We start from the raw sequence: 26,440 nt of genomic DNA on the forward strand, positions 1-26,440 counted from the left end.
TTACCACCTTAAATCTTCATTGTTATCCTGAAGAAGGCCTGAAATATTGCCAGACACATCTACATTATCGGGTGTGCACAAAAAAATATTTGTACCCACTTTCTGAATATCTCCCCCAATAGCATACACTGTGCCGCTCAAGAAATCTACAATGCGTTTGGCCTGATCATGTGAAATGCTCTGCAAATTAACGACAACAGCCCTTCTTGATTTCAAATGGTCGGCTATTTCCTGCGCTTCTGAATAGGCGCGGGGTTCGAAAAGAACCACTTTCGAGGTTTTCTGTACACTCTGCAGGCTCACTACATTCTGCGGCAAAGCATTGCCTTGATTCGCCATTTGTGATTTCCCGGACGTTTTGACCGGTATTTCCTGCCGCACTTCTTCTTCGGCAGGCTCTTCTCTATATTCATATTCATCTTCCAGAGCAAAAAATGATTTAAATTTTGATCCTATTGACATCTTTTCGTTGCCTCCTTTATGAATCTTCACCAACAAGTGCAGTTCCTATACGAATAAAAGTAGAGCCTTCTTCGATGGCTATGCCGTAATCATTGCTCATACCCATTGAAAGTTCTGTGCACGGTGCTTGTTCTATATTCATTTCTACAATCTCTTGCTGCAGTCGTTTCATTTTTTTGAAGCAGCTCCGCAATTGATCCTCATTGTCTGTTAAAGGAGCCATAGTCATTAATCCGACAACGCGGATATGTCCATAATCGCCATTTTGCAATGCCTTTATAAACGGAACGGCCTCTTCGGGTTTTAAGCCATGCTTTGATTCTTCACCCGACGCATTCACTTGGACAAAGCAACGAATAGCCGATTTGGATCGTTTTTGAATTTCCTTTGCAAGCGAAAGCCTGTCCAAGGAATGGATATAATCAACATGTTCGATTATTTCTTTTACTTTTCGCGTCTGCAAAGATCCTATGTAATGCCAATTGACTTGTCCATCTATATGCCGCTGCTTTTCGAGCAGCCCTTCTGGCCGATTTTCGCCAAGATTGTTGATCCCGGCTGCCACAGCCTCTTGAGTACGTTCATTGCTCACATATTTTGTGACGGCAATTAAATTGATTTCTTCTCTGTTGCGTCCACTTTTTTTACAGGCGAGCTCGATTTGACGCTCCACCTTAGAAAGGTTATCACTTACTTTCATGATGACCTGTTGCCTCCTTCCAGCCGATGAAGCTCATAAGCCTGCCGGTTTTTCCTCCATCTCTTCGATAGGAAAAAAAATCTTCTGCTTGACAAGAAGTGCATAGATTAGTAACTTGCACATGCTTTAACCCGGCCTGCAGCATAATTTGCTTATTAAGCTGTTGTAAATTCAAATGGTACTGGCCGTCTTTAATTAAATTATATGGCTTTTTGCCCTTGCCTTCCAGTACTTTATTGACTTCTCTAATGACTTTATCGTCAACTATATAACATTTTTCACAGATAGATGGCCCTATCGCACCATAAATACCCTCCAAAGGAACCCCTTCGCCCTTGAAACGCTCTATCATTTCAGCTGCTATGCCTGCAACTGAACCTTTCCAGCCTGCATGGACTATCCCAATATATTGATGGGCAGGAGCAAAAAAATAGATGGGCACACAATCTGCATAACAAAGCGTTAACAGAACACCTTTTTCATTTGTATATAGGCCGTCTGTATCTTTCAATGCTGATTCATAATCGCAAGCGCCCTTGCCGGCCATCTCCTTGGTCACTTTGACTATAGACTTCCTGTGGGTCTGTTCTGCCCCCACCCACGTTTCCAATGGAGCACCAATCTCATTTGCGATGATAGTCCGGTTTTGGACCACAACTTGTTTTTCATCACCCACATGATACCCTGTATTTAAAGATGTAAACTCATTCGTGCTAACTCCGCCGTTTTTTGTCGTAAAACCGACCGTAAGGCCACTGTCCATATCTTTCCATCCACGGATCGTATAATACGTTTCCTTCTCTTTTTTGAATAGTTCATTCATAATGGCTTTCTTCCCTCTGTTTTAGTAACAGTTTACCATATGAACCAATCGTGCTCCTAGCCAATTTGCTATTTTTCATCTTCAGGAGAATACTCCATTTTAGGATTGGCGTAGTCGACAAAGATGATGTCTTTCCCAATTTTCTTGATTTTCTTCCAAGGAATGATCACTTCATCTTCCCTGTGGAACAAGTTGAGCCATTTACCATTAGCCGCTACAATCAAAGCCTCTATTTGCCCAGTATGAGTATTGATCACTAAATCCTGAAGGTTGCCGAGTCTTTTGCCGTCTGCCAGATTGATGATATCCTTCACCTGGAATTCTGAAATTTTCCCCATATTTCCATCCTCCCGTCAAATCCCTTACTCCAAATATATGTAATTGATCGTCAATGGATGAATATGAATCGTAAGGAAAACAGAAAGAGGGCAAGCTCAAATCTAAAAAGACCCTATGCAATAGAGATGTCCACTCTGTGCAAAAAGGGTCTTGTCATGTACTTACACCGCTAGTATCAATGCTGTATATTTTTATTCATTTGTTTTATTGCCGCTTTTTCGAGACGGGATACCTGCGCCTGTGAAATGCCTATTTCATCAGCCACTTCCATTTGAGTTTTCCCTTGGAAAAAACGTTTCCGGATAATCATCATTTCCCGGTCATTCAACCGTTTCATTCCTTCTTTTAATGCAATTTCATCAATCCAATGGGTATCCTTATTCTTCTCATCGCTTAGCTGATCGACGACGTAAATAGGGTCTCCACCATCATTATATATTGGTTCAAACAAACTGACGGGATCCTGGATGGCATCTAATGCAAAAACAATTTCTTCGTGCGTAACATCCAGTTCTTTAGCGATCTCCACAGCAGTCGGCTCCCGTGAGGTTTTACTCATCAACCGTTCTTTCACTTGCAATGCTTTATATGCTATATCCCGTAAAGAACGGGAAACACGAATCGGATTATTGTCCCGAAGGTATCTTCTGATTTCACCAATGATCATCGGAACGGCATATGTCGAGAACTTCACATTTTGCCCCAAATCAAAATTATCAATCGATTTCATTAATCCAATACAGCCTACCTGAAATAAGTCGTCTACAAATTCGCCGCGATTATTGAAGCGCTGTATGACGCTTAGGACAAGTCTTAAATTCCCATTAACCAGTTTTTCTCGGGCGGAAAGCTCTCCAGACTGCAGTTCAGCGAAAAGCTTCCTCATTTCATCATTCTTCAAAACCGGTAATTTTGAAGTATCTACACCACATATTTCTACTTTATTACGTGACACAAATCCTACCTCCTTACAGGGGTGCTGTACAAAAAACAGTATCTCCCCTGCAGGAAAAAAATATGCAGTCGATTCCCAGCAAATAGTATATTCAAATAATAATTAACAAGTAAAAAATGGACAGATAGCTGTATTCCCCATGTTTTTATAAGGCTCAAATTAATTTGGAAAAATAAATGGAAAAATGCTCAAAAAAAAAAGGACCTAATAAAGGACCTCAGGAAATGTAGAAAAAAGTGAATGGACATAATCTCAATTCTTTTAATGAATGTTTGTATAAAGACGTTCCAGAACTCAAGCCCTAACTGAACCCAACAAAGGAAGCCATACCCGACGGAGGATAGCATTAGCCCATGATTGGAATCAACCATTTTCGCCGGTAACGCAGGTAAGTAGCTACCACGATTGCCGTTTTACCATTTTTCTCCACCCTGAATGCATTGGCCCATCTCTTATACCATTCGATTGAATTCTTTTCTCAGCCGTTTTATGATCCGCTTTTCCAGTCTGGAAATATAGGATTGGGATATGCCAAGCATATCAGCAACATCCTTCTGTGTTTTTTCTTCTCCTCCCATTAATCCGAACCTCAGCTCCATAATTTGCTTTTCACGATCATTTAATTGATGTAGGGCTTTTGTAAGTAGCTTTCTGTCAATGGTTGCTTCCAAATCTTTTGTGATTATATCTTCTTCCGTCCCCAAAACATCCGACAGCAGCAGTTCATTTCCATCCCAATCAATATTGAGCGGCTCATCAAATGATACTTCGGAGCGAATTTTATTGTTGCGTCTCAGGAACATCAATATTTCATTTTCTATACAGCGCGAGGCATATGTAGCCAATTTAATTTTCTTTTCCGGATTGAATGTATTGACGGCCTTTATTAATCCGATTGTTCCGATCGATATCAAATCTTCAATATTTATACCTGTATTCTCAAATTTTCGTGCGATATAAACGACCAGACGTAAATTCCGCTCAATCAGAATGGTCCTTGCCGTTTGATCGCCATTCGGCAATTTGTGGATTAGTATTTCTTCTTCCTCTTTCGATAAAGGGGGAGGAAGCGCCTCACTGCCGCCGATATAATATATTTCATCATTCTTCAGGCCTAGTTTTAAACGGAGTTTGTACCAGAGATATTTCAATCTAAAAATCATTTTCTTCAATTTGTTTCCTCCTTCTAAATGGATAAAGAATGAGTATAGTGTAATAGAGAAACACTTTAAGATGCACCCTTCATTGAAATAAGCATTCGAGGATGGATTATACAATCAAAAGAACCATCATGCGATAGTGTTTGTTCAGTAAAAGCCACTAATCCTTTATTGATGGTGCCGGAACTGTCTCCGGATGACAACTTGATCCAATCCGGTCTAAAGGCAACCAATAACTGCTGCTCCTTGCCTACCACTTTATAAGGGATAAACCGAATACGGTCTGCCCACACCACTTGAAAATCAGCTCCCCATTCTTCCATCTTCCCTCCGTTTCGGATGAGCCGATACACTTCTTCAGGCAATTGATCTTTCAAGGCTATAGCAGACGCAACCATGACAGGAATGTTCGTAATCGGCTCATACAGTTGATTCCCTGTATCAATAAACCCTCTGCATTCCAATAACTTCCCTTTCACACACATCTGCACGTCCATCATGCTTTCCTGCATGATATTTGTCATTTCCATTTCTGAAAATACTTTTTTAGCGTAAACCCACCCAAGCGGGAAGCCAAGCATGACAAAGAGCCAGCTGACCGGGTCACCGTAACTTTTTGGCATGTAAAAAACACTCGGCTCAGCAGCTAAAAATTTGTAAGAAAACAAATAATGGACCCCAAGCAAAATACCTCCAGACAAAAAAGTGACAAAATAAAAAAGGAATAAGGCTTTGACAAATACCTTCCAGCGTTTATATCCAAAACCCATCCATACCATAAGCACTGAAACTGCTAATTTGATGATGACTAAATTGGCTATCGCATAATAAGGGGAAAAAGTGAATACTATTAAAAGTGCTCCTATAAGCCCCCCCGCGAAAATACGATAGTACGGGACCCTTCTTTTTAATAAGAGGGATGTCCAATAGAGCAGTAGGCTATCAAAGCCCCAGTTTAATAGAACAATTATATCTACATACGCTACCAAGTATTCCCCCCCTACTGATTTTAAGGCTTGTAATGAAGTATAGCCTATAACCACTGGAAAAGGTTGTCATTTTCTGTACAATAAAAATCGGTTTTTTAAAGGGATTTTGTCGTTGCTTGTTTCACTTTATGCAAGCCGCACATCCCATATGACTAATAATGAAAAACAAAAGCGGAAAGCGCCTGAATATCCCCGACTAGCTTAAGACGTGTTCTGCTTAAAGGCCGGGCTTTGCCTTTAACAGAAACCGGCTTAAGACCTCGAGGGGATGGCGCTTGCAGCTGGATGAGAACAAAAGCGGAAGGGACCGTTTGGCCACGTATGAACTGGACCGCTCACTCTTGAGATAAAGGATACACGAAGAGCAGAGCGATTCGATGTTGACTTATCGTAGAAGATGAGGGGGAAGTTCACTAGTGGCTGGTCCCTATAGCTGGATGAGAACAAAGCGGAAGGGACAAAAGTGTATATTTCTATATCAAAGGAAAAAGGGGCTGCACTTTGAGTGCAGCCCCTTACGTTTTTAAAACCTATTTACGATTACGGTTGCGGTTGCGGAGGAACGTCGGGATATCCAATGTTTCTTCGCCGCCTTGACCAGATTGATGGCGTGAAGGCTCCTGCGCCTCTCTCGCTGGTTGAGATTGTGCAGGCCTTTGCGGTTGTGTTGCAGCCGCCTGATTTTGCCTTACTTGTCCGAAGCTTGGCTTTTGAGGTTTAGCCTGCACTTCCGTTTCGTTGAATCCTGTAGCAATAACTGTCACGATTATTTCATCTTTCAGGTTCTCGTTGATAACAGAACCGAAGATCATGTTTACTTCTTGATCGGAGGCAGATGCAACTATATCAGCCGCTTCCTGGACTTCAAACAAACTTAAGTTTGTTCCGCCTGTAATATTCATCAAGACACCTTGTGCACCATCAATTGATTTTTCAAGCAATGGTGAAGAAATAGCTTTCTTCGCTGCTTCTGCAGCACGGTTTTCTCCTGATGCGACACCAATGCCCATCAAAGCAGAGCCTTTATTGCTCATGATCGTTTTAACATCGGCAAAATCAAGATTGATCAATCCCGGTGTAGCGATCAGATCCGAAATGCCTTGTACACCTTGTCGAAGCACATTATCAGCTTCACGGAACGCTTCAAGCATAGGTGTATTCTTATCAACGATTTCAAGGAGACGGTCATTTGGAATGACAATCAACGTATCAACCGATTCTTTCATCGAAGCGATTCCGCCTTGTGCTTGAGTCGCCCTCTTGCGGCCTTCAAACGTGAATGGACGGGTTACAACTCCGACCGTTAATGCTCCCAGTTCACGTGCAATGCCTGCGATGACAGGAGCCGCTCCGGTACCAGTACCGCCACCCATTCCAGCAGTGACGAAAACCATATCAGCCCCGCGCAATGCTTCCTCAATTTGCTCCCGGCTTTCCTCGGCCGCTTTCTTGCCGACCTCTGGGTTTGCGCCTGCTCCAAGTCCCCTTGTCAATTTGCTGCCGATTTGCATTTTGACTTCTGCTTTCGACAGGTTCAATGCCTGGGCATCTGTATTGACAGCGATGAAGTCAACCCCTTGCACTCCATGCTCAATCATTCTATTTACAGCGTTGTTGCCGCCGCCGCCAACGCCAATTACCTTGATCGTTGCTAATGCATCTAAATTAGATTCAAACTCTAACATGATAATCCTCCTAATTCCGCTAGATTCCTTGGTTTACTTATTCAAAGAAATAACCTAATAATTTTTTAAATTTGCCTTTTTCATTAGGGTCTTTCGCCTGTTTTTCTTTCATTGGCACCGTTTCATTCTGTGCACTTTGACGATATTCCTGTCTCTCAGCTTGCGGAACTGCAGAATTCCCATATGAGACTCCTTGTTGCCTTTCCTTTTGGCATGCATATTTGATCAAACCGACTGCCGTTGTATACTGGGGTTCTCTTGCACCGATATAATTTGGTTCAGCAGTCCGGACACGATTTTGAAGGACATATTGAGCCAACTCCAGAACACCCTGCATTTTAACAACTCCGCCTGTCAAAACGAACCCGCTAGGCACATCTCTGAATCCCTGGTTGTTCAATTCATCGCTGGCCATTTCAAATATTTCCGTTAAGCGGGCTTCGATAATTTCAGCAAGCATTAATTGATTGCAAGGCTGTTTTTGATTGCTTCCAATAATCGGCACCTCGAACACTTCTTCTTCAGAAGCGTCGTCATAAAAGGCATGTCCGTATTTTAATTTCAGTTTTTCCGCATCTTCCATAGTCGTTCGCAATATCACGGATAAATCTTTAGTGATCATATCACCGCCGATTGGAATGACAAAAGAAGAAATCATGCATCCTTCTTCAAAAACAGCGACAGTCGTAGACCCGCCGCCTATGTCTATTAAAGCTACTCCCAAATCTTTTTCATCTTTAGACAGAACAAGGGAGCCTGCTGCTAATGGCTGTAAGACAATCTCAACAATTTCAAGCCCAGCCTTTTCGACACATCGAAGTGTATTATGTAATATGGTCTTAAGACCGGTAATCAGCATACCCTTCATTTCAAGACGGACGCCGATCATACCACGCGGATCATTAATTTCATCCAGTTCATCCACTTTATATTGCAAAGGGATGATATCAATCACTTCGCGATCGGAGGGTATTGTCATTACCTCGGAGGCTTCTCTTACTCTCATGACATCGGCTTGTGTAATTTCTTTGTTTTCACTTGAAACAGCCACTACGCCATGGCAAGGGTGAAGAAGTACATGGCTACCGCTGATGCCAACTATTACCTTCCTAATCTGTAATCCTACCATTCTTTCTGCTTCTTCTACAGCTTGACGGATTGAATGAACCGTTTCATCAATATCAACAATTGCTCCCTTGCGCAACCCGGTTGATTTCACATTGCCTACACCAAGTATGTTAAAAGTGTCATGAACCATTTCGCCAATGATTACTTTTACACTGGATGTACCGATGTCAAGACTAACATAAATATCGTTGCTGTTCATTCCATGGCACCTCCTTGTTTCAAAATTATATAAAATATCTACATTAAACACATTTTATCCTGTTAATAGAATCGTATTACCGTTAGCAAACATATTATGTATTCAATTCGTCACGAACTTTATTTTCCCTTTTTTAATATACATATTTGCTCCATATTAGGTAGAATGGACGATGTATATAAATACGCTAATAGTCAGTGGGAAAGCTAACATTTTTCTATTGTTAACAGCGTGGATTCTTTCAACAAAAAAGAACTGTTGCTATTTACAAGTCTACACCAATCTGTACCTCTAGAAAAGCTTATTTTGCTGTGAAAATGCGTTTATAACAGAAATTAAATTAAATTATCATTTTAGTTTCACTTATTAGAAATTGGTGACTTTCCTTTTTTCCACAAAAAAACGGAAAAATAACCTTTTAAGGGCAAACTTCACAAAAATCAATCGTTAGTCCATATTCCCTTACAAAAATAACCAAACCCCCAATAAACCTTCCTGTTATAGGAAAATACGACTAGTTGCGGCGATTATTTTTTTTCGGCCGGCTGATATTCTTCAAAATAAGAACCAACTTCCAAATGAATGACCCCTTTTACTTTCGGATTCAATTGGGCAATGATCGCTGGATAATGGATGAGTTTATCCGCCACTGTTTTGGATGTTGCGGTCACCTCATAGCCATCGTTCATATACATGCGTATATGGTATTTGTCTGTTTTGGCCGGTTCATAATGTATCTCCGATATCGCATTATTGATTTCCTCCGGCATCTGTCCCAACGCATCCACCATTGACTTAAGCTCTTTTCCTTTTTTGAATCCCATCAAAATTGGAGCATGGACTGGTATATCCCCTTTCTCCAGCGGCTCTAAATAATTTCCATTTGAAAGAATGGGATAGTATTTTGAATCCTTTAGAAGATAACCGAGGCGGCTGTATTCTTCCACTTTGATTTCAACCTTGTTCGGCAGAGAAATGGCAACTTTGGCCTTTTTCACTTCCGGCAATTCTTTTATCCGTTCCGCTATTTGCGCACGGCTCATTTTCCAGACGCTCGTATCTGTGCTCAAGCCACTGGCAGCAATAATTGAATCTTTTGCAACATAACGGTTGCCTTCCACCCTGACAGAACTTACATTGCTTAAAGGAGAAAGAAAATATAATACTAAAATAAGTAATAGAAAGAAAAAGGACAGCAGTATAATCGCCCGCCGATTCGCTTTCTTCTTTCTTCTTTGCTTTAATTTCGGAATTCGGTCTTCAAGAGAAACGACCTTCCCTTTTTCCATTTCTTTCACCTCTTAATATGTATTTCCCCTTTAACTTTTAATTATGGTGTACAAATCATTTGGAGCTCTCATACATGTTTAGAGCATAAAAATCCGTACAGGCCAGGAATGTAAATTTATTTTATACCATTACATGTTACATTTCTATCCATAAATCAAGAACTTCTATATAATATCCCTTGAATAAAAAGATGACCTGTCACATTGGAAGAGGCCAGGTCATCACAATTCCTTTTTCGGTTGTTCAGTCTGTTGCCATTTCAGGTTACCGTTGGTTGGATACTTCTTTCATTAACTTATAAACATGTTCACTAGCTTCCGGCATGCCCAAGCTTTTGGAAGCATCCTTCATTTTCTCAAGTTCGTCCTTCGATAGCAGTAGTTCATCCATGGCAGAAACCAGCTTGGAACCAGTTAGATCTTTTTCCAAGACCATGACTGCCGCTCCATTTTTCACTAATGCATTCGCATTCTTTTCCTGATGGTTATTCGTAACATATGGGCTTGGAACCAGTATGCTCGGGACGCCTAATGCTGTTAGCTCCGCAAGCGTCGTTGCCCCGGATCTAGCGACGACCAGATCAACCCCTGCAAGCACTGCAGGCATATTGTGAATAAAAGGCTTCACTACTACATTCGAAGGATTGCCGATCAGTTTCATCTCATCCATGACTTTCTCATAATGTACATCCCCTGTTACATACAGCAGTTGATAAGGCTTCTCCCCAAGTTCAGCCATTACCTTCAGGACAGCTTCATTAATCGGGCGTGCCCCTCTGCTTCCGCCCACAACAAGGACAGTCGGCTTGCCAATATCTAATCCTAGTTCTTTCAGTCCTGCTTTCCCTCTATATGACACCACTTCTGAAGCACGCGGATTTCCAGTAAGCACAGTTTTTTCTGCAGGGAAAAATGCAGCCGCTTCTTCGAAGCATACAGCTACCTTGGAGCAATAGCGGCTCAGGAATTTATTTGTTAAACCAGGCACACTGTTCTGTTCATGTATAATTGTCGGAATGCCTAGCTTGGCAGCAGCATATACAACGGGTCCGCACACGTAGCCGCCTGTGCCTATAACGACATCCGCCTTAAATTCTTTCAAGATTTTTTTACTGTCACTGACCCCTTTAAGGAAGCGAAAAACCGTTTTTACATTCTCAAATGAAATTTTCCGTTTGAAACCTGTAATATGTATGGACTTAAACGGTATGTTTTCTCTCGGGACCAGCTGGCTTTCAAGCCCTTTTTCAGTGCCGATATATAGAAATGAACAATTTTGATGTTTTTTCTGTATTTCTCTAATTAATGCAAGTGCCGGATAGATGTGACCGCCCGTTCCGCCGCCACTAATGACAATCTTCATAAATTCACCTCATACGCTTTTTACGCTTTCATTAACAATGGCACTCTGCAAAGTGCTATACCCTATTCTACTATAATGCAAACATCTTTAGAAGAAATCTTTCTAACCCTAGCTGTTTGCTTTAGGCTAAATAACAAGTAAATAGTATACCAAGATTTTTTTATTTTTACCAAACAAACCTCTTTTAGGAAACAAAAGGGCAAAGCGCTTTTTTACAACCAACTATCTTAAGACAGTCTCTGACTAAAAACGGCGTTTTGCCTTTATTAAAAATTGGCTTTAAGTCTAAAAGGGGTAGTGGCATATACATAAAAACCTCTTGTTGCACAAGAGGTTTGCCTAATAACGGGAATGTTTGCTGATGTTCAGTAACACGCCAATGGCCATGAGCATCAATGTAAGGGAGGAACCGCCATAACTCAGGAACGGGAGCGTAATTCCAGTTACCGGTATAAGCCCTGTCACTACCCCAATATTGATCATCACTTGGATGGCGACCATACTGACGATGCCAACAGCCAAAAAACTGCCGTATAAGTCCGGGGCTCCCAGAGCGATCCTTATTCCTCTCCATAGAAGCAGACCGAATAGCAATATGACGAAACTGCCTCCGATAAAACCAAGTTCCTCTGACAGAATCGCAAAAATAAAATCGGTCTGCGGTTCCGGCAAGTAGAAAAACTTTTGCCTGCTTTGGCCAAGCCCCAGTCCGAGCAAGCCGCCCGGACCGATAGCCAATAAAGATTGAATCATTTGAAAACCGCTCCCTAGGGGATCTGCCCATGGATCCAAGTATGAAGTAATCCTTTGCATTCTGTAAGGGGCTGAAGCAATCAATGCTATGAATCCTCCGAGCCCGAATGCGCCGAGCCAGACAAAATGGCTCACTCTTGCCCCTGCTACAAAAATCATAACAACACAAGTCCCTACCATAACCGTGCCTGTCCCTAAATCAGGCTGTAGCATGATGAGGCCGAACGCCAAAAAAACCAACCCCAATGAAGGGAATAACCCTTTTTTGATGGTAGTGATATACTTCTGCTTTTCTGACAGGAATTTGGCAAGAAAAGCAATCATCGCCAACTTCATGAATTCAGAAGGCTGAATAGAAAAAGCCCCTACCCCAATCCAGCTCTGCGAACCGTTCCTGGCCATCCCTATTCCGGGGATTAATACTGCAATCAACAGTACAAAACAGACCAGCAGGAAAACCTTAGAAATTTTGCGCCAAGTCCAATAGTCGACTTGCATGATAAAAAACATGGCCACTACCCCTACACCAGCAAATAAAAGCTGCCGCTTCGCAAAGAAAAATGAGTCATCAAACTTATAGGCCGCCCAGACAGCACTGGCACTGTAGACCATGATTAATCCTATGGACAAAAGAGAAAAAGTTACGATCATTAGAAGCAAATCGGGGTTATTTTTTTTAGTGTGCACAGTTCTACACCTCTGAAGGTCAAATTAGAGCCTGTAGCTTGCCAGAAAAAAAGGCTTAACAACCTTTTGAATGGCAGATGACATAAAAACATGGCGGAAGCACATATTTTTAGTTATTACGCCTTTCTTGGTTGTTAAGCCTGATTATGAAAACAATACGGGAATGCATCGTGGCCGGTCCTCATCCTTACAAAAACAAAACCCGGCCTTCATTGCCATACTCTCCTGTACTAGCTCTTATATAAGCTTATGCACAGCTTCAACAAACATGTCTCCCCGAACTTCAAAAGTTTTATATTGATCCCAACTTGCGCAAGCCGGCGATAGAAGAATACAATCGCCTTCATCCGAAAGATCATACGCCACTGGAACAGCCTCTTTTACAGTATCGACACGCTGAATGGCAGATATACCCGCCTCTTTGGCTGCACGTTCGATTTTCGGTGCAGTTTGTCCAAATGTAATGACAGCTTTAACATGCTTAAAGCATGGAATCAATTCATCAAATTCATTTCCTCTGTCCAAGCCGCCCGCAAGCAGGATAGTGGGTTGAGTAAAGGCAGCAAGGGCTTTTGAAGTTGCCAGAATATTGGTCGCCTTACTGTCATTGTAAAACTTGCGTCCATTCACATTTGCTGTAAATTGAAGGCGATGCCTTACCCCTTGGAAGGTAGTCAATACTTTACGGATGGCCCCATTGTCAGCCCCTTGTAATTTACAGATGGCAACGGTAGCCAAAATATTCTCGAGATTATGCGTTCCTGGCAGTACAATATCGTGAATTTCTATAATTTGTTCTCCCCGGAACATTACATAACCACCGTCTAAATACGCACCATCTTCGACGATTTCTTTTGTGGAAAAAGGAACTGCCACTGCCTTTGATGATGAGGCTATGTTTGTTACCCGTTCTTGGTCGGCATTGAAAACAAAATAATCACCGGCGTCTTGGTTCTTGGTGATATTGCTTTTCGCTTTACAATAGGAGTCAAAATCGCCGTGATAATCAATATGAGCTTCATATAGATTTGTAATCAACGCAATTTTGGGCTTAAACGTCTCGACACCCATCAATTGGAATGAAGATAGTTCCATTACAATGTGATTATCGGGTTTTGCCTCCATAGCAACACCTGATGCCACTGTCCCAATATTCCCGGCAATCAATGGCTTTAAGCCTGCTTCCTTCAGTACTTCGTACACTAATGTGGTAGTCGTTGTCTTTCCGTTCGTTCCTGTAATCCCAATGATTGGAGCTTCACTGATCAAATAGGCAAGCTCTACTTCTGTGATGACAGGTATCCCCTTTTCCAAAGCACCTTTAATCAGCGGATTGCTATAGGGAATGCCGGGATTTTTGACAATCACTTCAAAACCTTCATCCAGGAGTTCTAAAGGATGATCTCCGCAAATAACCTTTATCCCTTGTTCAAGCAGGCCCTGCGCCGCCGGATTTTCCGATAGTGGCTTCCGGTCGTTTACAGTCACAAATGCACCCAGTTCATGCAGCAGCACCGATGCGCTGACACCGCTCTTTGCCAATCCTAAAACAAGTACTTTCTTACGCAAAAATGTTTCTGGCGTTTTCATTATAACCACACCTCTAAGTAGATTCCCAGTACAGCCAATAACAGCCCTACTGACCAAAACGTGACAACAACCCGCCATTCGGACCATCCTGACAGCTCATAATGATGGTGGAGCGGACTCATCTTAAAGATTCTTTTACCTGTTGTCTTAAAGCTCGCTACCTGCAAAATAACCGATAATGTTTCTATGACGAAGACTCCTCCGATAATCACCAAAAGCAGTTCTGTCTTTGTCATGAGCGCAACAGTGGCAAGCGCTCCTCCAAGCGCAAGGGATCCTGTATCCCCCATAAAAACCTTGGCAGGATGCGCGTTGAATACAAGGAAACCGAGAAGGGCTCCTACAATGGCAATCGAGAAGATGGCTACATCATACTGGCCATTGTTCCAAGCTAATACAGCTAGTGCTCCAAAAGCAATGGAAGCTGTCCCAGAAACCAGTCCATCCAATCCATCTGTAAGGTTAACGGCATTTGAGAATCCAACCTGCCAAAAAATAATGATAGCTACATAGAACCAGCCGACATGCAGGGACAGATCTGTTCCTGGTATATTGATTTCCGGTGTGAACCCGGTTGTATTTTTGTACACAAAATAAAAGATAACGGCAATCACAATTTGGCCGATTAACTTCTGAAGGGACGTTAATCCTAGATTGCGTTTCATGACAACTTTAATAAAATCATCTAGGAAACCGAGTAATCCGAATCCCAATGTTACGAATAAGAGTAGGAACGTATTAGTTGAAATACTGTCGTATCTGGCAACCATAAACAGCGTTGTTGCCGTGATGGACAATAGAATGACCAATCCTCCCATTGTAGGTGTCCCCGATTTAACTTTATGTGATTGCGGTCCCTCTTCACGAATACTTTGACCAAACTTTAAGCGTCTTAGAAAAGGAATAAAAACAGGAGATAATAGTACGGTAATTAAAAATCCTGTTAGTATAGTAAAAAATATTCCTTGCTCCATCATTCTTTTTTGACTCCCTTTCCTAGTGCGTAAAACGATTTACATGATAGGTTGCTTTTATGGCTATCATTGGCTTAATGCCTTGAAAGCCCTTATATCTGTACCGATTAGTTCCATAACCATTCGTTCACACTCATTTATATTAAGTACATGCATTGAACATGCTATTTTTTTGAATTCCTTTGTAAAATTGCTTCTCTTGCCACTTCGCGGTCGTCAAAATGAGTTCTGACTTTATTCACTTCCTGGTAGGTTTCATGCCCTTTTCCCGCGATCAGGATAACGTCATTTGCTTTCGCTTGCTGTACAGCCCAGCCAATCGCTTCTCTTCGGTCCACAATGACCTTATACGCCTTACCTTCTACGCCTTTTTCCATATCCTTAAGAATTTCTTCTGGAACCTCGGTGCGTGGATTGTCTGAAGTAAATACAGGCTGATCTGCCAACTCACAGGCAATGCGAGCCATAATCGGGCGTTTTGTTTTGTCTCTGTCGCCACCGCAGCCCGCAAGGACATATGTTTTACCAGCAGCAAATTCATTCACTGTTTTCAAGACATTTTCCAGACTGTCAGGCGTGTGGGCATAATCGACGATGACTGTAAAATCCTGTCCTGCATTCACCAATTCGAAACGGCCGGGTACTCCTTCCACTTCCTCTAGAGATGCGATAATTTGAGGAAGTTTCATCCCTAGGCAAAGGCCGACCGAAACGGCAGCCAATACATTGTACACGGAGAATTTGCCGATCAATTTTAATTGGATTGCCATCGACTCGGATACTGTCTCCAATGTAAACCGTGTCCCAGCGGACGTAATGGCGATATCCTTCGCTTTGACGTCTGCATCCTTGTCTATCCCGTACGTGACCACATGGGCAGCTGTAGCATGGATAAAGTCCTCACTTGCCGGGTCATCTCTATTGATGACGGCGTATCGTTTCTTGTCGTCGCTGTACGCATTGCCTAATTGGGAGAACAGCAAGGTTTTGGCATGTTTATACCGTTCCATCGTTTTATGGAAATCCAAATGATCTTGAGTCAAATTAGTAAACACAGCTATATCATAATCACACCCATGGACTCTGCCAAGTTCCAAAGCGTGTGAGGATACTTCCATTACAGCACAGTCGACATCCGCTTCCACCATACGATGGAATATTTTTTGTAGCGTTACGCTGTCAGGAGTCGTATTTTTCGTCTCCAAAACTTGATCGGCTATTTTTGTATACATAGTCCCGATCAATCCTGTTCTCTTATCGTCATCAAGCAATAATTTTTCTATCAAGTGACTGGTTGTCGTTTTTCCGTTCGTCCCAGTTATTCCGATTAATGTCATCTTTTGTGTAGGATGTTGATAGAAACGGTCTGCCAATACAGCCATGGCACGAGTGGTATCTTTAACAATTATGACAGGCACTTCCAGATCTAATTGCTTCTCAGCCACTATCGCAACAGCACCATTCGCAACCGCGGAAGAAGCAAAATCATGGCCATCCACTGTATATCCCTTTACACAAACAAATAAACTGCCAGGCTGAACAAGCCGGTTATCATTCTCTATGGATGTTATTGTTGGATTCTGATTGAAATCACCCGCATATGAAGACAAGGATGACAGCAAAGTATGTAGTTTCATAATTCAACCTCCTTAAGTTTTATTTCAAACATTATTTATCATACCGTAAATCAGTAAAGTTTTCTATGCGAATAACATAATATCTTTTCATAAATTATCTTTCTTTATCAGATTGATCCAAGCAATCATTAATAAAACCTATCAACAGCCAAAAGAATTCAGCCAGTTAAACAAAAGCAGCTGTGAAAACAGCTGCTTTTGAAAAATCAAAGAGGAGAGAACCATCTTTTCATATTAATCACCCAGATATACCCGGATGGTTGCCCCTTCCTTCACCTTTACTCCTGCTTCCGGCGATTGTTTGACGATTTTCTTTCCTTTCCCTGAAATATCGAGTTTAACATTCAAAAGCTGGGTATCCAATTCCTGTTTTGTCATTCCTACTATATTGGGCAGTTCAATCATTACAGGATCATCCCATTTTTTCTTTTTTTCCAATCCATTTGCCCTCGGCTTTACGTCTAAGGCTTGCAATGCATCCTTCATAATATTGCCGACAATCGGGGCGGCTACAACTCCCCCGAATTGCACAGTGTCCTTAGGATTATCGACAGCTATATATACGACGATTTGAGGATCATCCACAGGGGCAAAGCCTATAAAAGAGACAATATAATTATTTTTGATATATTTACCATCTTTAACCTTTTGAGCAGTCCCTGTTTTACCGCCGACTCGGTAGGACTCAATGTAGGCTCCTCCGCCCGATCCCTTTGCTACGACTGATTCAAGCGCTTCTCTGACTTTTTTGGATGTTTCTGCAGAGATCACTTGCCTTTTGGCCTGCGGTGTCTTCCTCATTTTCACTTCTTGCGTTTTTGGGTCGACGATTTGCTTGGCAATATATGGCGTGTATAAAGTCCCCCCATTAACAGCTGCAGATACAGCGGCAACCTGTTGGATAGGTGTGACGGATACCCCTTGGCCGAATGCTGTAGTGGCCTGTTCAACAGGCCCCACCCTTTTTAGGTCAAATAGAATCCCTGTTCCTTCGCCAGCCAAGTCAATTCCTGTTCTTTGGCCAAAACCGAATTTTTTAATATAAGAAAACAATTTATCCTTCCCTAGCCGATTCCCCAACTCCACAAATCCCGGGTTGCATGAATTTTGCACAACCTCCAGGAAGGATTGAGATCCATGCCCTCCCCTTTTCCAGCAATGCAGATTAGCTCCTGCGACCTTTACGGATCCTGAATCATAAAAGTGTTCATTCTCCAAGTCTACTTTCTTTTCTTGTAAAGCAGCTGCAAGAGTTATGATTTTAAATGTGGACCCGGGCTCATAGGTGCTCCAGACAGGAAGATTTCGATTATATACTTCCGAAGGGACACTTTGGTAATCTGAAGGGTTGAATGTCGGCCTGCTGCTCATCGATAATATTTCTCCGGTATTCGGATTCATTGCAATTCCGATCATTCCATCTGGATTATATGTCGCTTGCGCAATATCCATTTCTCTTTCCATAACGGTCTGGATTTTGCTGTCTATTGTTAATTTCAACTTCATTCCGTCAACTGGTGCTTTATAATCATCGGCCATATTTTCTAACCGTTTTCCTTTTGCATCCGCAAAAAATTGGACGTGCCCTTTTTCGCCTTTCAATTCTTTATCGTATGTCAGTTCAACACCCATTAATCCCTGGTTGTCTATGCCTGTAAAACCAAGCACATGGGAAAGGTAACTCCCGAAAGGATAATAGCGGATGGAGTCCTCTGCAATGTATACCCCCTTCAAATCCAAAGCTTTGATTTCCTTCGCTTTTTCATGTGATATTTTCCGCCCTTTGCTTAGCCGGACACTTGATTGGTTTTGGATGATTTCTTTATAGACTACACTGGTTTTCATCCCCAATACGGCCCCTAGCTTTTCAGATACTTCCTTTGCGTCGGCAATCTGCCGCGGCACTACATAAACGGTCGGCGCACTTAAATTTGTGGCCAGTTTCACGCCGTTGCGATCAACAATTTCACCTCTTTTAGGCTGGAAAGGGATGTCTCTGCTCCAGGAATCCTTCGCCTTCCCTGTCAATGTATTCCCAAGAAAAAATTGGACGTAGCCGAGCCTCAGGTCGATCAGCAGGAAAACACATAAGCCTATTAAAAAAAACACTAGCAATCTTTTACGGACAGTCACATTCGAAACGCGCACTTCCAACACCTCCGGTACATGCTATCCCAAACAATATATGCTTGTACCTTTTTCAATAGAACAATGGCTCCTTTTAGTGAATAGACTATACAAAAAAACGCGGCTCCGGGGATCCGCGTTTTCATCATTCTAATCGTACGTTTGGTCTTCGACTGCCTGCTCTTCTTGTTTGGTTGCCGTCGCTTCAGGAGGGCTGAATTGGACAATGAAATAGTCGCCTTTTTTAATCGGCTGCCCGGGTTTAATGTTTTGCTTCCTTGCAAAACCGCTGCCCGTCGTATTTAAATCCATGCCTACTAAATTGACAACTTTCATCACATCCCGTAATGACCAACCGGTCACATCAGGCATTGTTGCTGTCCCGTCCGTTTTCAGGATGATTCGGTCTCCCTCGATTAATTGGGTATCCTTCGCTGGTGATTGGCTGATCACTTTTGTCCCTTTACCGATAACACTTACATCAAATCCATCTTTCTTAAGTGATTCCGCTGCTTCCGAAACGTTTTCTCCCGCATAATCAGCAATTTTTTCCACTTTCTTTTTATTCAGGTTAGCCGGTTTTATATTCAGATAATGCAACGCATTTTGCATGACCGGCTTAAATATTTCAGTCAACCCCTCTGTAGCAGATTTTCCATTCGATAGATCCGGCTGCTGCATAGCCACATACATCGTTAATTTTGGATTATCTGCCGGAACAGCTCCTAGAAATGAAAATAAATAGTTTTCACTTCCTGTTAAATATGCGCCATTTGGTCCCGGTATTTGTGCAGTACCCGTTTTACCTGCAACCTTATAACCCTCAAGTGCGTATTTCGTTCCCGTGGCTTTCTCGTCCGATACAACTGTTTCCATATAATCCAATACGGTCTTTGCTGTTTTGGCCGATATTGGGGTTCCTGCAACTTTAGGCTTATGTTCCTCAATGACTTTTCCATTTGCGTCTGTAATTTTTTTAATCACATACGGCTTCATCATTTTGCCTTCATTCGCAATGGCCGAGAAGGCTTGCATCTGCTGGATTGGCGTAATGACCGAACCTTGCCCGAAAGCGGTGGTTGCTTGCTCAATTTTTCGTTCAAACAGTATTTTTCCGCCTACTTCGTGGGGAAGATCGATCCCAGTCGTCTTATCAAATCCGAATTTAGTCAAATATTTTCTGAAGCGCTCTGGACCTAATTGTTCAAGGGCAACCTTCACGAATCCGACATTCGAGGAACGCTGAAGCGCCTGCAGATACGTAAGGGTCGTTCCGATTGGTATACCGCTATGGTCTTTCGGACGCCCTCCCGGTACTACATAAGGCTTTGAAACATAAGTGGCATTCGGATTGAACACCCCTTCTTCAACCGCCGCTGCAAGTGTAAATACCTTCATAGTAGATCCCGGTTCAATGTTTTCCTCCACCGATAAATTCTGCCATGTTTTATCTAACCCTTCCTTTGTGGATGGACTGAATGTAGGCCTTTGGCTCATTGCATAGATTTCTCCTGTTTTAGGGTTAGCGACAATGGCAATCATCTTTTTGGGATTGTATTCCTTTTGTACCTTCGTCATAGAATCCTCGAGAAAGGTTTGGATTTTTTTATCCAATGTCAATTCAACATTGTCCCCATCCTTGGCCGGAGTCACCTGTTTTTTCTTTGTAGGCAACAAATATCCCCAACGGTCGCTTTCAAAATTCAATGAACCATTTTTTCCTTGAAGTTTATCATTCAGCATTTTTTCCAGGCCTAATTTGCCTACTATTTTCGATTCGCCTGTCTTCTCATTTGATTGTTTTTCCGCATATCCGACAACATGGGAAGCAAAAATGCCGTTAGGATAAAAGCGCTTTGTATCTCTTTCAAATGTAATTCCCGGCAAATCCAATGCTTCAATTTTCTTTTTAACCGTATGTGATATGTCTCTTCCGGCAATACCAAACTCAACTTGGAAAGCCCCTTTTTTTTCAAGCCTTTTGAGAATATCCGATTCATCCATATCTATATATTTGGCAAGCTTCCGTGCCGTTTTCTCAGGGTCCACTACATGCTGTGGATGCTTTTCGTCGACTGTCATCTTTTTGCTCAAAATGGCAACTAGCTTATATGAAGATGTATCTTCCGCAATCACACTGCCATTCCGATCGACAATATCTCCTCGTTTCGCTTCCACTACTTGATGTTTCATCGTCTTTTCTTTTGCCTTGGCTGCCAGGACTTCGCCATTCGCCTTGCCTGAAATTTGGATGTAAAGGAACCTGCCTGCCAACAGAAAAAAGAGCAAGCCGAAGACTGTAAAAAGAATGGCTGCTCCAATATTAATATTTCTATTTTTCATTAATCTTGCACAACCTTAACATTGTTTTCATCTAATTTCAGGCCTAATTTAGATGCTTTTTCCCAGATTCTTTCATATCTGCTTAATTCGCTCACTTGAACCTTAAGGTCGTTGTTTTCTTTCACTTGTTCATCGACTGAAGCTTCTGCCTTCTGAATATCTTTATTGATCGTATAGATCGAATATTGATTAGAGACAATTTTCACAGCCAAGAATACAAGAATCAAGGCAAATGCAACAACAAGCACTTTCTCGCCCAGAGTGACCTTAGCTTTATGTACAACCACTGTGGTGACCGTAGTTTGAGGTTGTTGACTTTGTTGTTTATCTGCCGCGATCTTTCTTGCTAACATGCTCAAATTCTTCCCCTCCACCTATTTAGTCTCTTATCTTTAATCGATATTTGTTTTTTTACTGCTTTTCAGCAATACGCAGCTTTGCGGACCGCGCACGATTATTCATGTCCAATTCTTCTTCGCTCGGCAGAATCGGCTTTCTCGTAACAAGCTTGAGTACCGGCTTGAATTCCTCTGGAATAATGGGCAAACCAGGAGGCAATTCAGGAAGGTCGCTTTCTTTCTTAAATACGCTTTTGCAAATTCTGTCCTCAAGTGAATGGAAGGTAATAACGGATATTCTTCCGCCCTTATTCAATAATCCGATACTCTGCATTAATGAATGTTCAAAAACTTTCAGTTCATCATTAACTGCTATGCGGATTGCCTGAAAAATGCGTTTGGCGGGATGTCCACCTTTTCTTCTGGCTGGGGCTGGGATGCCTTCCTTAATTAATTCCACTAGCTCAAAGGTTGTTTCAATCGGTTTCTTTTCTCGTGCTGTCTCGATTTTTCTTGCTATTTGTTTCGAAAACTTTTCTTCACCATACTGGAAGAAAATCCTTACCAGGTCATTGTATGCCCAAGAGTTAACCACATCATACGCCGATAAGTCGGACGTTTGATCCATTCTCATATCAAGAGGCGCATCATGCTGATAGCTGAATCCTCTTTCCGGAGTATCTAGCTGAGGTGAAGAAACCCCCAAATCATAAAGGATGCCATCTACACCCGTAACTCCCCTTGCATGTAACTCTTCTTCGATATATGTAAAATTGCTTTGAATGAATTCAACGCGGCCACTGTATTTTTCAAGTTTTACTTTGGCATTCTCGATAGCCGTTTCATCTTGATCGAACGCATACAATTTCCCTTTGTCTGATAACTGGGATAATAAGTATTCACTGTGCCCTGCCCCTCCCAAAGTACAGTCCACATATACACCATCAGGCTTAATATTTAATCCATCAACCGTTTCTTTCAATAATACAGTAATATGTTTAAACAAATTTGTTCACTCCAATCGATCTTGTTTGCGCTGCTTTTTAGTCGGACAGCAATAGGTCTAGAGGTCAAAACCCACCATATTTTCAGCAATCTCAGCAAATGAATCTTCAGATTCTGTAAAATAGTCTTCCCATTGCGTCTTACTCCAAATCTCAATTCGATTGGAAACTCCTAGAATGACACATTCTTTTTCCATCTTTGCATATTGCACAAGTGGAGCGGGAATATTGATTCTTCCCTGTTTATCCAATTCACACTCTGTTGCACCAGAGAAGAAAAAACGAGTAAAAGCACGAGCATCTTTTTTTGTCAGTGGGAGTGTTTTGAGTTTTTCTTCTATGAGCTGCCACTCGCTCATGGAGTAACCAAATAAACATTGATCCAGGCCACGGGTAATGACAAACTCTTCACCCAACGCTTCCCTGAACTTAGCAGGTATGATCAAGCGGCCTTTCATATCAACATTATGATGGTATTCACCCATGAACATATCCACTACCCCACTTTCTAGTTTAAATGTACCACATCCCCCCACTTTTCACCACAAAATTTAGTATTCTTTTTCCACAATAAATAATCCTTTAAACAATTTTTTTAAAGTTCGGCAAATTATTTCATAATTTTCTAAAAAAAGCCCGTATAAAACCGTGCAATATCAAGGATTTTAGCAAATCCGCTAAAGAATGCTCATCATTTGTTGTTTAATAAAGTTGGTCAAAATAGGTGAGGGAATTTATGTTAGCATAGTCTTTTCTCTATAACAAAAGTCATTATAATTCGATTTTGCCTACTAAGTACATTGACATATTCCACAGGAAAAAAGGTCCACATTTAATGATTTCCGCAAATAAAAAAACAGGCTGCGCTCAGCCTGTTTTTTACTTATTTATCTTCCCCGATCACTTTTACTTCTGTCTCTAACTGCACACCGAACTGATTATTGACCGTTTCCTGAACATGCTTAATGAGCGCGATATAGTCGCTGGCTGTCCCATTATCCACATTTACCATAAATCCGGCATGCTTAGTGGATACTTGGACTCCTCCTATTTGATGTCCTTGAAGGCCGCTATCTTGAATTAACTTTCCTGCAAAATGATTAGGAGGCCGTTTAAACACACTGCCGCAAGAAGGATATTCCAGAGGCTGTTTCGATTCGCGCAAATAAGTCAACTCATCCATTTTGGCTTTAATTGCAGCATGATCTCCCTTTTTACATCGGAATGTACCTTCCAATACACAATAATGGTTTTTCGCAAATATGCTGGAACGGTAGCTAAAATCAAACTCATCTCTATTCAATTGACGGATAACGCCATCCTGGTCCATTACAATAGCACTTTCAAGCACATCCTTAACCTCTCCGCCATAAGCGCCTGCATTCATAAATAATGCCCCGCCTGCCGTCCCCGGAATGCCGCAAGCAAATTCGAGCCCAGTCAGATCATGCATTAAGGCCGTTTTCGATACATCGATGATGGCAGCGCCGCTCTGAGCGATAATCGCGTCTCCTTCCACTCTAATTTGGTTCAGTTCAGTCAAAATGACCACCAAACCGCGGATGCCTCCGTCTTTAATGATTAAGTTTGAACCATTCCCCAATATTGTAAAAGGAAGAAGGTGATCTTTTGCAAATGCATATGCCGAAACAACGTCGTCGTATGAGCGCGGGAAGACTAATAGATCAGCATGCCCTCCCGTTTTTGTAAATGTATATCCTTGTAAAGAAGCATCATATTGAACGTTGGCATTTGGCATTTTCTGTTTTAACTTGTTGTATAATTCTATTGTATTCACTTAGCTTTCCTCTTTTTTCTAAATTCTCTTTCCAACCTTAGTCTATTGTAACAACTTCAGCATGCCATATTCAATTGGTATTGCCACATTCGTAAAAAATTCAAAAATGCCTTATATGTTCTTTTCGCTATCAGCATATATATGCATGCATTTCACTTTTGGTACCCTTCTTCAATAAAAAGCAGAGGCGGCTCTGAGGCGCCCCCAAAAAGGTAGAGTTTTATATGAAGCAGCCAATTGGCTGGTGTGAACACAGTATTGGACCAGGCTCTTGCCAGCTAATCATTGCCCTTCTATATATTCTTTCACAACCATTAATTGTACTTTTTCATGATATAGCCATAAATAAACACCCCAAAAGTTAGATTTCAACTCTAACTTTTGGGGTGCAGTGCACTCTTCTTTTTATTACATTATAATGACTTTATGGAAGGAATTGCATCTTAAATCCAAATCCATCAATTGCTTGATGAAATCTTCGCCATATTGGTTCATGTAATAGTATATATTCACCAACCGCTCCTGCGGCCCTTCATTCGGGCGCAAAGCATTCGCAATACGGTCATATTTCCCTAACACTATTCTATGCTTAGATTCAAGGCTTTGCTGAATGCGGCTGCGCATAAAGGTTAACTGTGATTCAATGAACGCTTCATTTTTTTCCAAAAGCGGTTCCAAGCCTTTATCAATCAGAAGCGCTGCTTGCGTAACCATTGCATGGTTATTCTTTAATTGCTCAACCATTTTATGGAATGCCACATCCAATTGTTCATCTTCTACTCCTGCCATAAATCGTTTTTTTGCATGCGCCGTTCCTTTAACAAGAGCCTCATACAAATCCATATCCACTTCCAGAAGATCCTTCTGGATTTTACGTTCTAAGATCGATATATTCATACGGGGAACAATGATTGGCAGTTTCATACCCAGATACTCAAATGCTTTTTTTAATTCAGCCCAATAGGCAATCTCGCCAGGGCCAGAAATGAAAGCGAGCACTGGAAACATCTTCTCTTGCATCAACGGCCGTGTAACCACGTTATTACTTAATTTCCACGGTTCCTTCTCCGCTGTTTCAAGCAGCTGATCTATCGAGAATTCAAGTTCATTGTTTTTTCCTTTAAAGCATTTTTTTGCCGGATCATATTCCAGCAATGTTCTTTCCCCATCGCTGTAATAGAAAAGGTTCGCATTATGTCCATCCATTTCAATTGCAGGCTTATATCCATTCTCTGATATGTAGGATTGTTGCTCCAATACAGCAGCATTTATCGGCGCATGCTCTTTGATTAATGTCTGGAAGAAATCAGACTCCAGCTCCCTGAATGAACGGTCGGCTGCATCAATCATCAATAGCCCATATTCATTGAATAGGTCATTGACTATGGCAGTGAAAAAACCGGTAAAATTCGTGGTCCGTTGTGCCATATCATATAGTTTTGCATACAACTCTCTTGTGAATGGGGTTTCTTCGAGTGAAGAAAAAATCCTATTAAGCCATTTTTGGCTGGCTTCCATATCCATTTCCATATCTGAAACCATTACTTTTGTCATTGGAAAAGAAGGATAGGTTACTTTATCGAATTCACCGTTTGATTCCATATATACATGGTTGACCTCATCCAGGTCATGGTCCTCCCCGGCAATCCAAAAAACAGGAATGACAGGCTTTCCAAGAAGCGCCTCCTGCTCGTTGGCCAATTTAATAATGGAAATGACTTTATGGATTGTATAAAGCGGCCCGGTGAGCAAGCCTGCTTGTTGTCCCCCGATCACCACCACTGAATCTTTTTCAGCCAACCTTGCCAGATTCCGTTTCACCTCAGTAGACAGTCCATATTTTTCCATATATACTTCTATCGTATGAGCAAGCTTTTCCCTGTCGAAAGATTGCTCCATTACATCTTTATACCGTTGTTCGTATACCTTAACATCCTTTACATCATAATGAAAAAAATCTTTCATGAGAGGAAGATTCTTAACATAATCTGAAGCAAATTGGTTGATAGATGGCAATACGATTTCATTTATTTCCATCGCAGTACGTCCTTTCCGCAGCTTCTTCACATCATGTTAAAGTATATCATCACACTATGT

The 26,440-nt window shown here is 41.7% G+C and carries 22 protein-coding genes; all 22 read right to left on the reverse strand.

The window, feature by feature from the left end; all coding sequences use genetic code 11:
• Positions 1-462 (reverse strand): cell division protein SepF, encoded by a 462-nt coding sequence (locus ABC357_RS11730; protein ID WP_412887678.1) that lies wholly within the window; start codon positions 460-462, stop codon positions 1-3.
• Positions 463-478: 16 nt separating this feature from the next.
• Complete coding sequence (locus ABC357_RS11735; RefSeq protein WP_412887679.1) at positions 479-1,162, reverse strand: YggS family pyridoxal phosphate-dependent enzyme; 684 nt, start codon at positions 1,160-1,162, stop codon at positions 479-481.
• The gene (gene pgeF / locus ABC357_RS11740) at positions 1,149-1,985 is read right to left on the reverse strand and encodes a peptidoglycan editing factor PgeF (RefSeq protein WP_412887680.1); all 837 of its coding nucleotides are present in this window, start codon (positions 1,983-1,985) and stop codon (positions 1,149-1,151) included. The genes ABC357_RS11735 and pgeF overlap by 14 nt, the downstream gene beginning before the upstream one ends.
• A gap of 68 nt (positions 1,986-2,053) precedes the next feature.
• A complete protein-coding gene (locus ABC357_RS11745) occupies positions 2,054-2,323 on the reverse strand; it encodes a YlmC/YmxH family sporulation protein (protein WP_412887681.1) in 270 nt (89 codons plus the stop codon).
• Positions 2,324-2,499: 176 nt separating this feature from the next.
• Positions 2,500-3,279, reverse strand: coding sequence for an RNA polymerase sporulation sigma factor SigG (sigG, locus tag ABC357_RS11750; protein WP_412887682.1), 780 nt, complete (start codon positions 3,277-3,279; stop codon positions 2,500-2,502).
• A 452-nt stretch (positions 3,280-3,731) separates the two neighbouring features.
• On the reverse strand, positions 3,732-4,442 hold the full coding sequence (gene sigE / locus ABC357_RS11755; RefSeq protein WP_412888649.1) for an RNA polymerase sporulation sigma factor SigE: 711 nt from the start codon (positions 4,440-4,442) through the stop codon (positions 3,732-3,734).
• A gap of 65 nt (positions 4,443-4,507) precedes the next feature.
• On the reverse strand, positions 4,508-5,428 hold the full coding sequence (spoIIGA, locus tag ABC357_RS11760) for a sigma-E processing peptidase SpoIIGA (RefSeq protein WP_412887683.1): 921 nt from the start codon (positions 5,426-5,428) through the stop codon (positions 4,508-4,510).
• A 530-nt stretch (positions 5,429-5,958) separates the two neighbouring features.
• Entirely contained in the window at positions 5,959-7,113 is a 1,155-nt protein-coding gene (gene ftsZ, locus ABC357_RS11765; RefSeq protein ID WP_412887684.1) for a cell division protein FtsZ, read from the reverse strand.
• 37 nt (positions 7,114-7,150) lie between these two features.
• Entirely contained in the window at positions 7,151-8,440 is a 1,290-nt protein-coding gene (gene ftsA, locus ABC357_RS11770) for a cell division protein FtsA (protein ID WP_412887685.1), read from the reverse strand.
• Positions 8,441-8,967: 527 nt separating this feature from the next.
• Complete coding sequence (locus tag ABC357_RS11775) at positions 8,968-9,729, reverse strand: cell division protein FtsQ/DivIB (RefSeq protein WP_412887686.1); 762 nt, start codon at positions 9,727-9,729, stop codon at positions 8,968-8,970.
• A gap of 265 nt (positions 9,730-9,994) precedes the next feature.
• On the reverse strand, positions 9,995-11,092 hold the full coding sequence (gene murG / locus ABC357_RS11780) for an undecaprenyldiphospho-muramoylpentapeptide beta-N-acetylglucosaminyltransferase (protein WP_412887687.1): 1,098 nt from the start codon (positions 11,090-11,092) through the stop codon (positions 9,995-9,997).
• A 339-nt stretch (positions 11,093-11,431) separates the two neighbouring features.
• The gene (gene spoVE / locus ABC357_RS11785; protein ID WP_412887688.1) at positions 11,432-12,532 is read right to left on the reverse strand and encodes a stage V sporulation protein E; all 1,101 of its coding nucleotides are present in this window, start codon (positions 12,530-12,532) and stop codon (positions 11,432-11,434) included.
• 237 nt (positions 12,533-12,769) lie between these two features.
• The gene (murD, locus tag ABC357_RS11790; protein ID WP_412887689.1) at positions 12,770-14,122 is read right to left on the reverse strand and encodes a UDP-N-acetylmuramoyl-L-alanine--D-glutamate ligase; all 1,353 of its coding nucleotides are present in this window, start codon (positions 14,120-14,122) and stop codon (positions 12,770-12,772) included.
• A complete protein-coding gene (gene mraY, locus ABC357_RS11795; protein ID WP_412887690.1) occupies positions 14,122-15,099 on the reverse strand; it encodes a phospho-N-acetylmuramoyl-pentapeptide-transferase in 978 nt (325 codons plus the stop codon). The genes murD and mraY overlap by 1 nt, the downstream gene beginning before the upstream one ends.
• A 161-nt stretch (positions 15,100-15,260) precedes the next feature.
• A complete protein-coding gene (locus ABC357_RS11800; RefSeq protein WP_412887691.1) occupies positions 15,261-16,733 on the reverse strand; it encodes a UDP-N-acetylmuramoyl-L-alanyl-D-glutamate--2,6-diaminopimelate ligase in 1,473 nt (490 codons plus the stop codon).
• Positions 16,734-16,967: 234 nt separating this feature from the next.
• Positions 16,968-18,881 carry a stage V sporulation protein D gene (locus ABC357_RS11805; RefSeq protein ID WP_412887692.1) on the reverse strand — a complete coding sequence of 638 codons (1,914 nt, stop codon included), beginning with the start codon at positions 18,879-18,881 and terminating at the stop codon, positions 16,968-16,970.
• 129 nt (positions 18,882-19,010) lie between these two features.
• Positions 19,011-21,203, reverse strand: a complete 2,193-nt coding sequence (locus tag ABC357_RS11810) for a penicillin-binding protein (protein WP_412887693.1) — start codon at positions 21,201-21,203, stop codon at positions 19,011-19,013.
• Positions 21,203-21,556 carry a cell division protein FtsL gene (gene ftsL, locus ABC357_RS11815; RefSeq protein ID WP_412888650.1) on the reverse strand — a complete coding sequence of 118 codons (354 nt, stop codon included), beginning with the start codon at positions 21,554-21,556 and terminating at the stop codon, positions 21,203-21,205. Before ftsL ends, ABC357_RS11810 begins: the two co-directional genes overlap by 1 nt.
• A 58-nt stretch (positions 21,557-21,614) precedes the next feature.
• Complete coding sequence (gene rsmH, locus ABC357_RS11820) at positions 21,615-22,547, reverse strand: 16S rRNA (cytosine(1402)-N(4))-methyltransferase RsmH (protein WP_412887694.1); 933 nt, start codon at positions 22,545-22,547, stop codon at positions 21,615-21,617.
• A gap of 57 nt (positions 22,548-22,604) precedes the next feature.
• Positions 22,605-23,036 carry a division/cell wall cluster transcriptional repressor MraZ gene (gene mraZ / locus ABC357_RS11825; protein WP_412887695.1) on the reverse strand — a complete coding sequence of 144 codons (432 nt, stop codon included), beginning with the start codon at positions 23,034-23,036 and terminating at the stop codon, positions 22,605-22,607.
• A gap of 392 nt (positions 23,037-23,428) precedes the next feature.
• Positions 23,429-24,343, reverse strand: coding sequence for a UDP-N-acetylmuramate dehydrogenase (murB, locus tag ABC357_RS11830; RefSeq protein ID WP_412887696.1), 915 nt, complete (start codon positions 24,341-24,343; stop codon positions 23,429-23,431).
• 408 nt (positions 24,344-24,751) lie between these two features.
• Positions 24,752-26,380 carry a bacillithiol biosynthesis cysteine-adding enzyme BshC gene (gene bshC, locus ABC357_RS11835; RefSeq protein ID WP_412887697.1) on the reverse strand — a complete coding sequence of 543 codons (1,629 nt, stop codon included), beginning with the start codon at positions 26,378-26,380 and terminating at the stop codon, positions 24,752-24,754.
• Between the last annotated feature and the right edge of the window lie 60 nt (positions 26,381-26,440).

The organism is Bacillus kalamii, from assembly GCF_047238185.1.
GTDB lineage: Bacteria > Bacillota > Bacilli > Bacillales > DSM-1321 > Bacillus_AD.

Excerpts from the sequence above, each read along its gene's own strand:
- ABC357_RS11730 (WP_412887678.1), bottom strand. The coding sequence starts at position 462 with ATGTCAATAGGATCAAAATTTAAATCATTTTTTGCTCTGGAAGATGAA.
- ABC357_RS11735 (WP_412887679.1), bottom strand. The coding sequence starts at position 1,162 with ATGAAAGTAAGTGATAACCTTTCTAAGGTGGAGCGTCAAATCGAGCTC.
- pgeF (WP_412887680.1), bottom strand. The coding sequence starts at position 1,985 with ATGAATGAACTATTCAAAAAAGAGAAGGAAACGTATTATACGATCCGT.
- ABC357_RS11745 (WP_412887681.1), bottom strand. The coding sequence starts at position 2,323 with ATGGGGAAAATTTCAGAATTCCAGGTGAAGGATATCATCAATCTGGCA.
- sigE (WP_412888649.1), bottom strand. The coding sequence starts at position 4,442 with ATGATTTTTAGATTGAAATATCTCTGGTACAAACTCCGTTTAAAACTA.
- ftsZ (WP_412887684.1), bottom strand. The coding sequence starts at position 7,113 with ATGTTAGAGTTTGAATCTAATTTAGATGCATTAGCAACGATCAAGGTA.
- ftsA (WP_412887685.1), bottom strand. The coding sequence starts at position 8,440 with ATGAACAGCAACGATATTTATGTTAGTCTTGACATCGGTACATCCAGT.
- ABC357_RS11775 (WP_412887686.1), bottom strand. The coding sequence starts at position 9,729 with ATGGAAAAAGGGAAGGTCGTTTCTCTTGAAGACCGAATTCCGAAATTA.
- murG (WP_412887687.1), bottom strand. The coding sequence starts at position 11,092 with ATGAAGATTGTCATTAGTGGCGGCGGAACGGGCGGTCACATCTATCCG.
- murD (WP_412887689.1), bottom strand. The coding sequence starts at position 14,122 with ATGAAAACGCCAGAAACATTTTTGCGTAAGAAAGTACTTGTTTTAGGA.
- mraY (WP_412887690.1), bottom strand. The coding sequence starts at position 15,099 with ATGATGGAGCAAGGAATATTTTTTACTATACTAACAGGATTTTTAATT.
- ABC357_RS11800 (WP_412887691.1), bottom strand. The coding sequence starts at position 16,733 with ATGAAACTACATACTTTGCTGTCATCCTTGTCTTCATATGCGGGTGAT.
- ABC357_RS11810 (WP_412887693.1), bottom strand. The coding sequence starts at position 21,203 with ATGAAAAATAGAAATATTAATATTGGAGCAGCCATTCTTTTTACAGTC.
- ftsL (WP_412888650.1), bottom strand. The coding sequence starts at position 21,556 with ATGTTAGCAAGAAAGATCGCGGCAGATAAACAACAAAGTCAACAACCT.
- mraZ (WP_412887695.1), bottom strand. The coding sequence starts at position 23,036 with ATGTTCATGGGTGAATACCATCATAATGTTGATATGAAAGGCCGCTTG.
- bshC (WP_412887697.1), bottom strand. The coding sequence starts at position 26,380 with ATGGAAATAAATGAAATCGTATTGCCATCTATCAACCAATTTGCTTCA.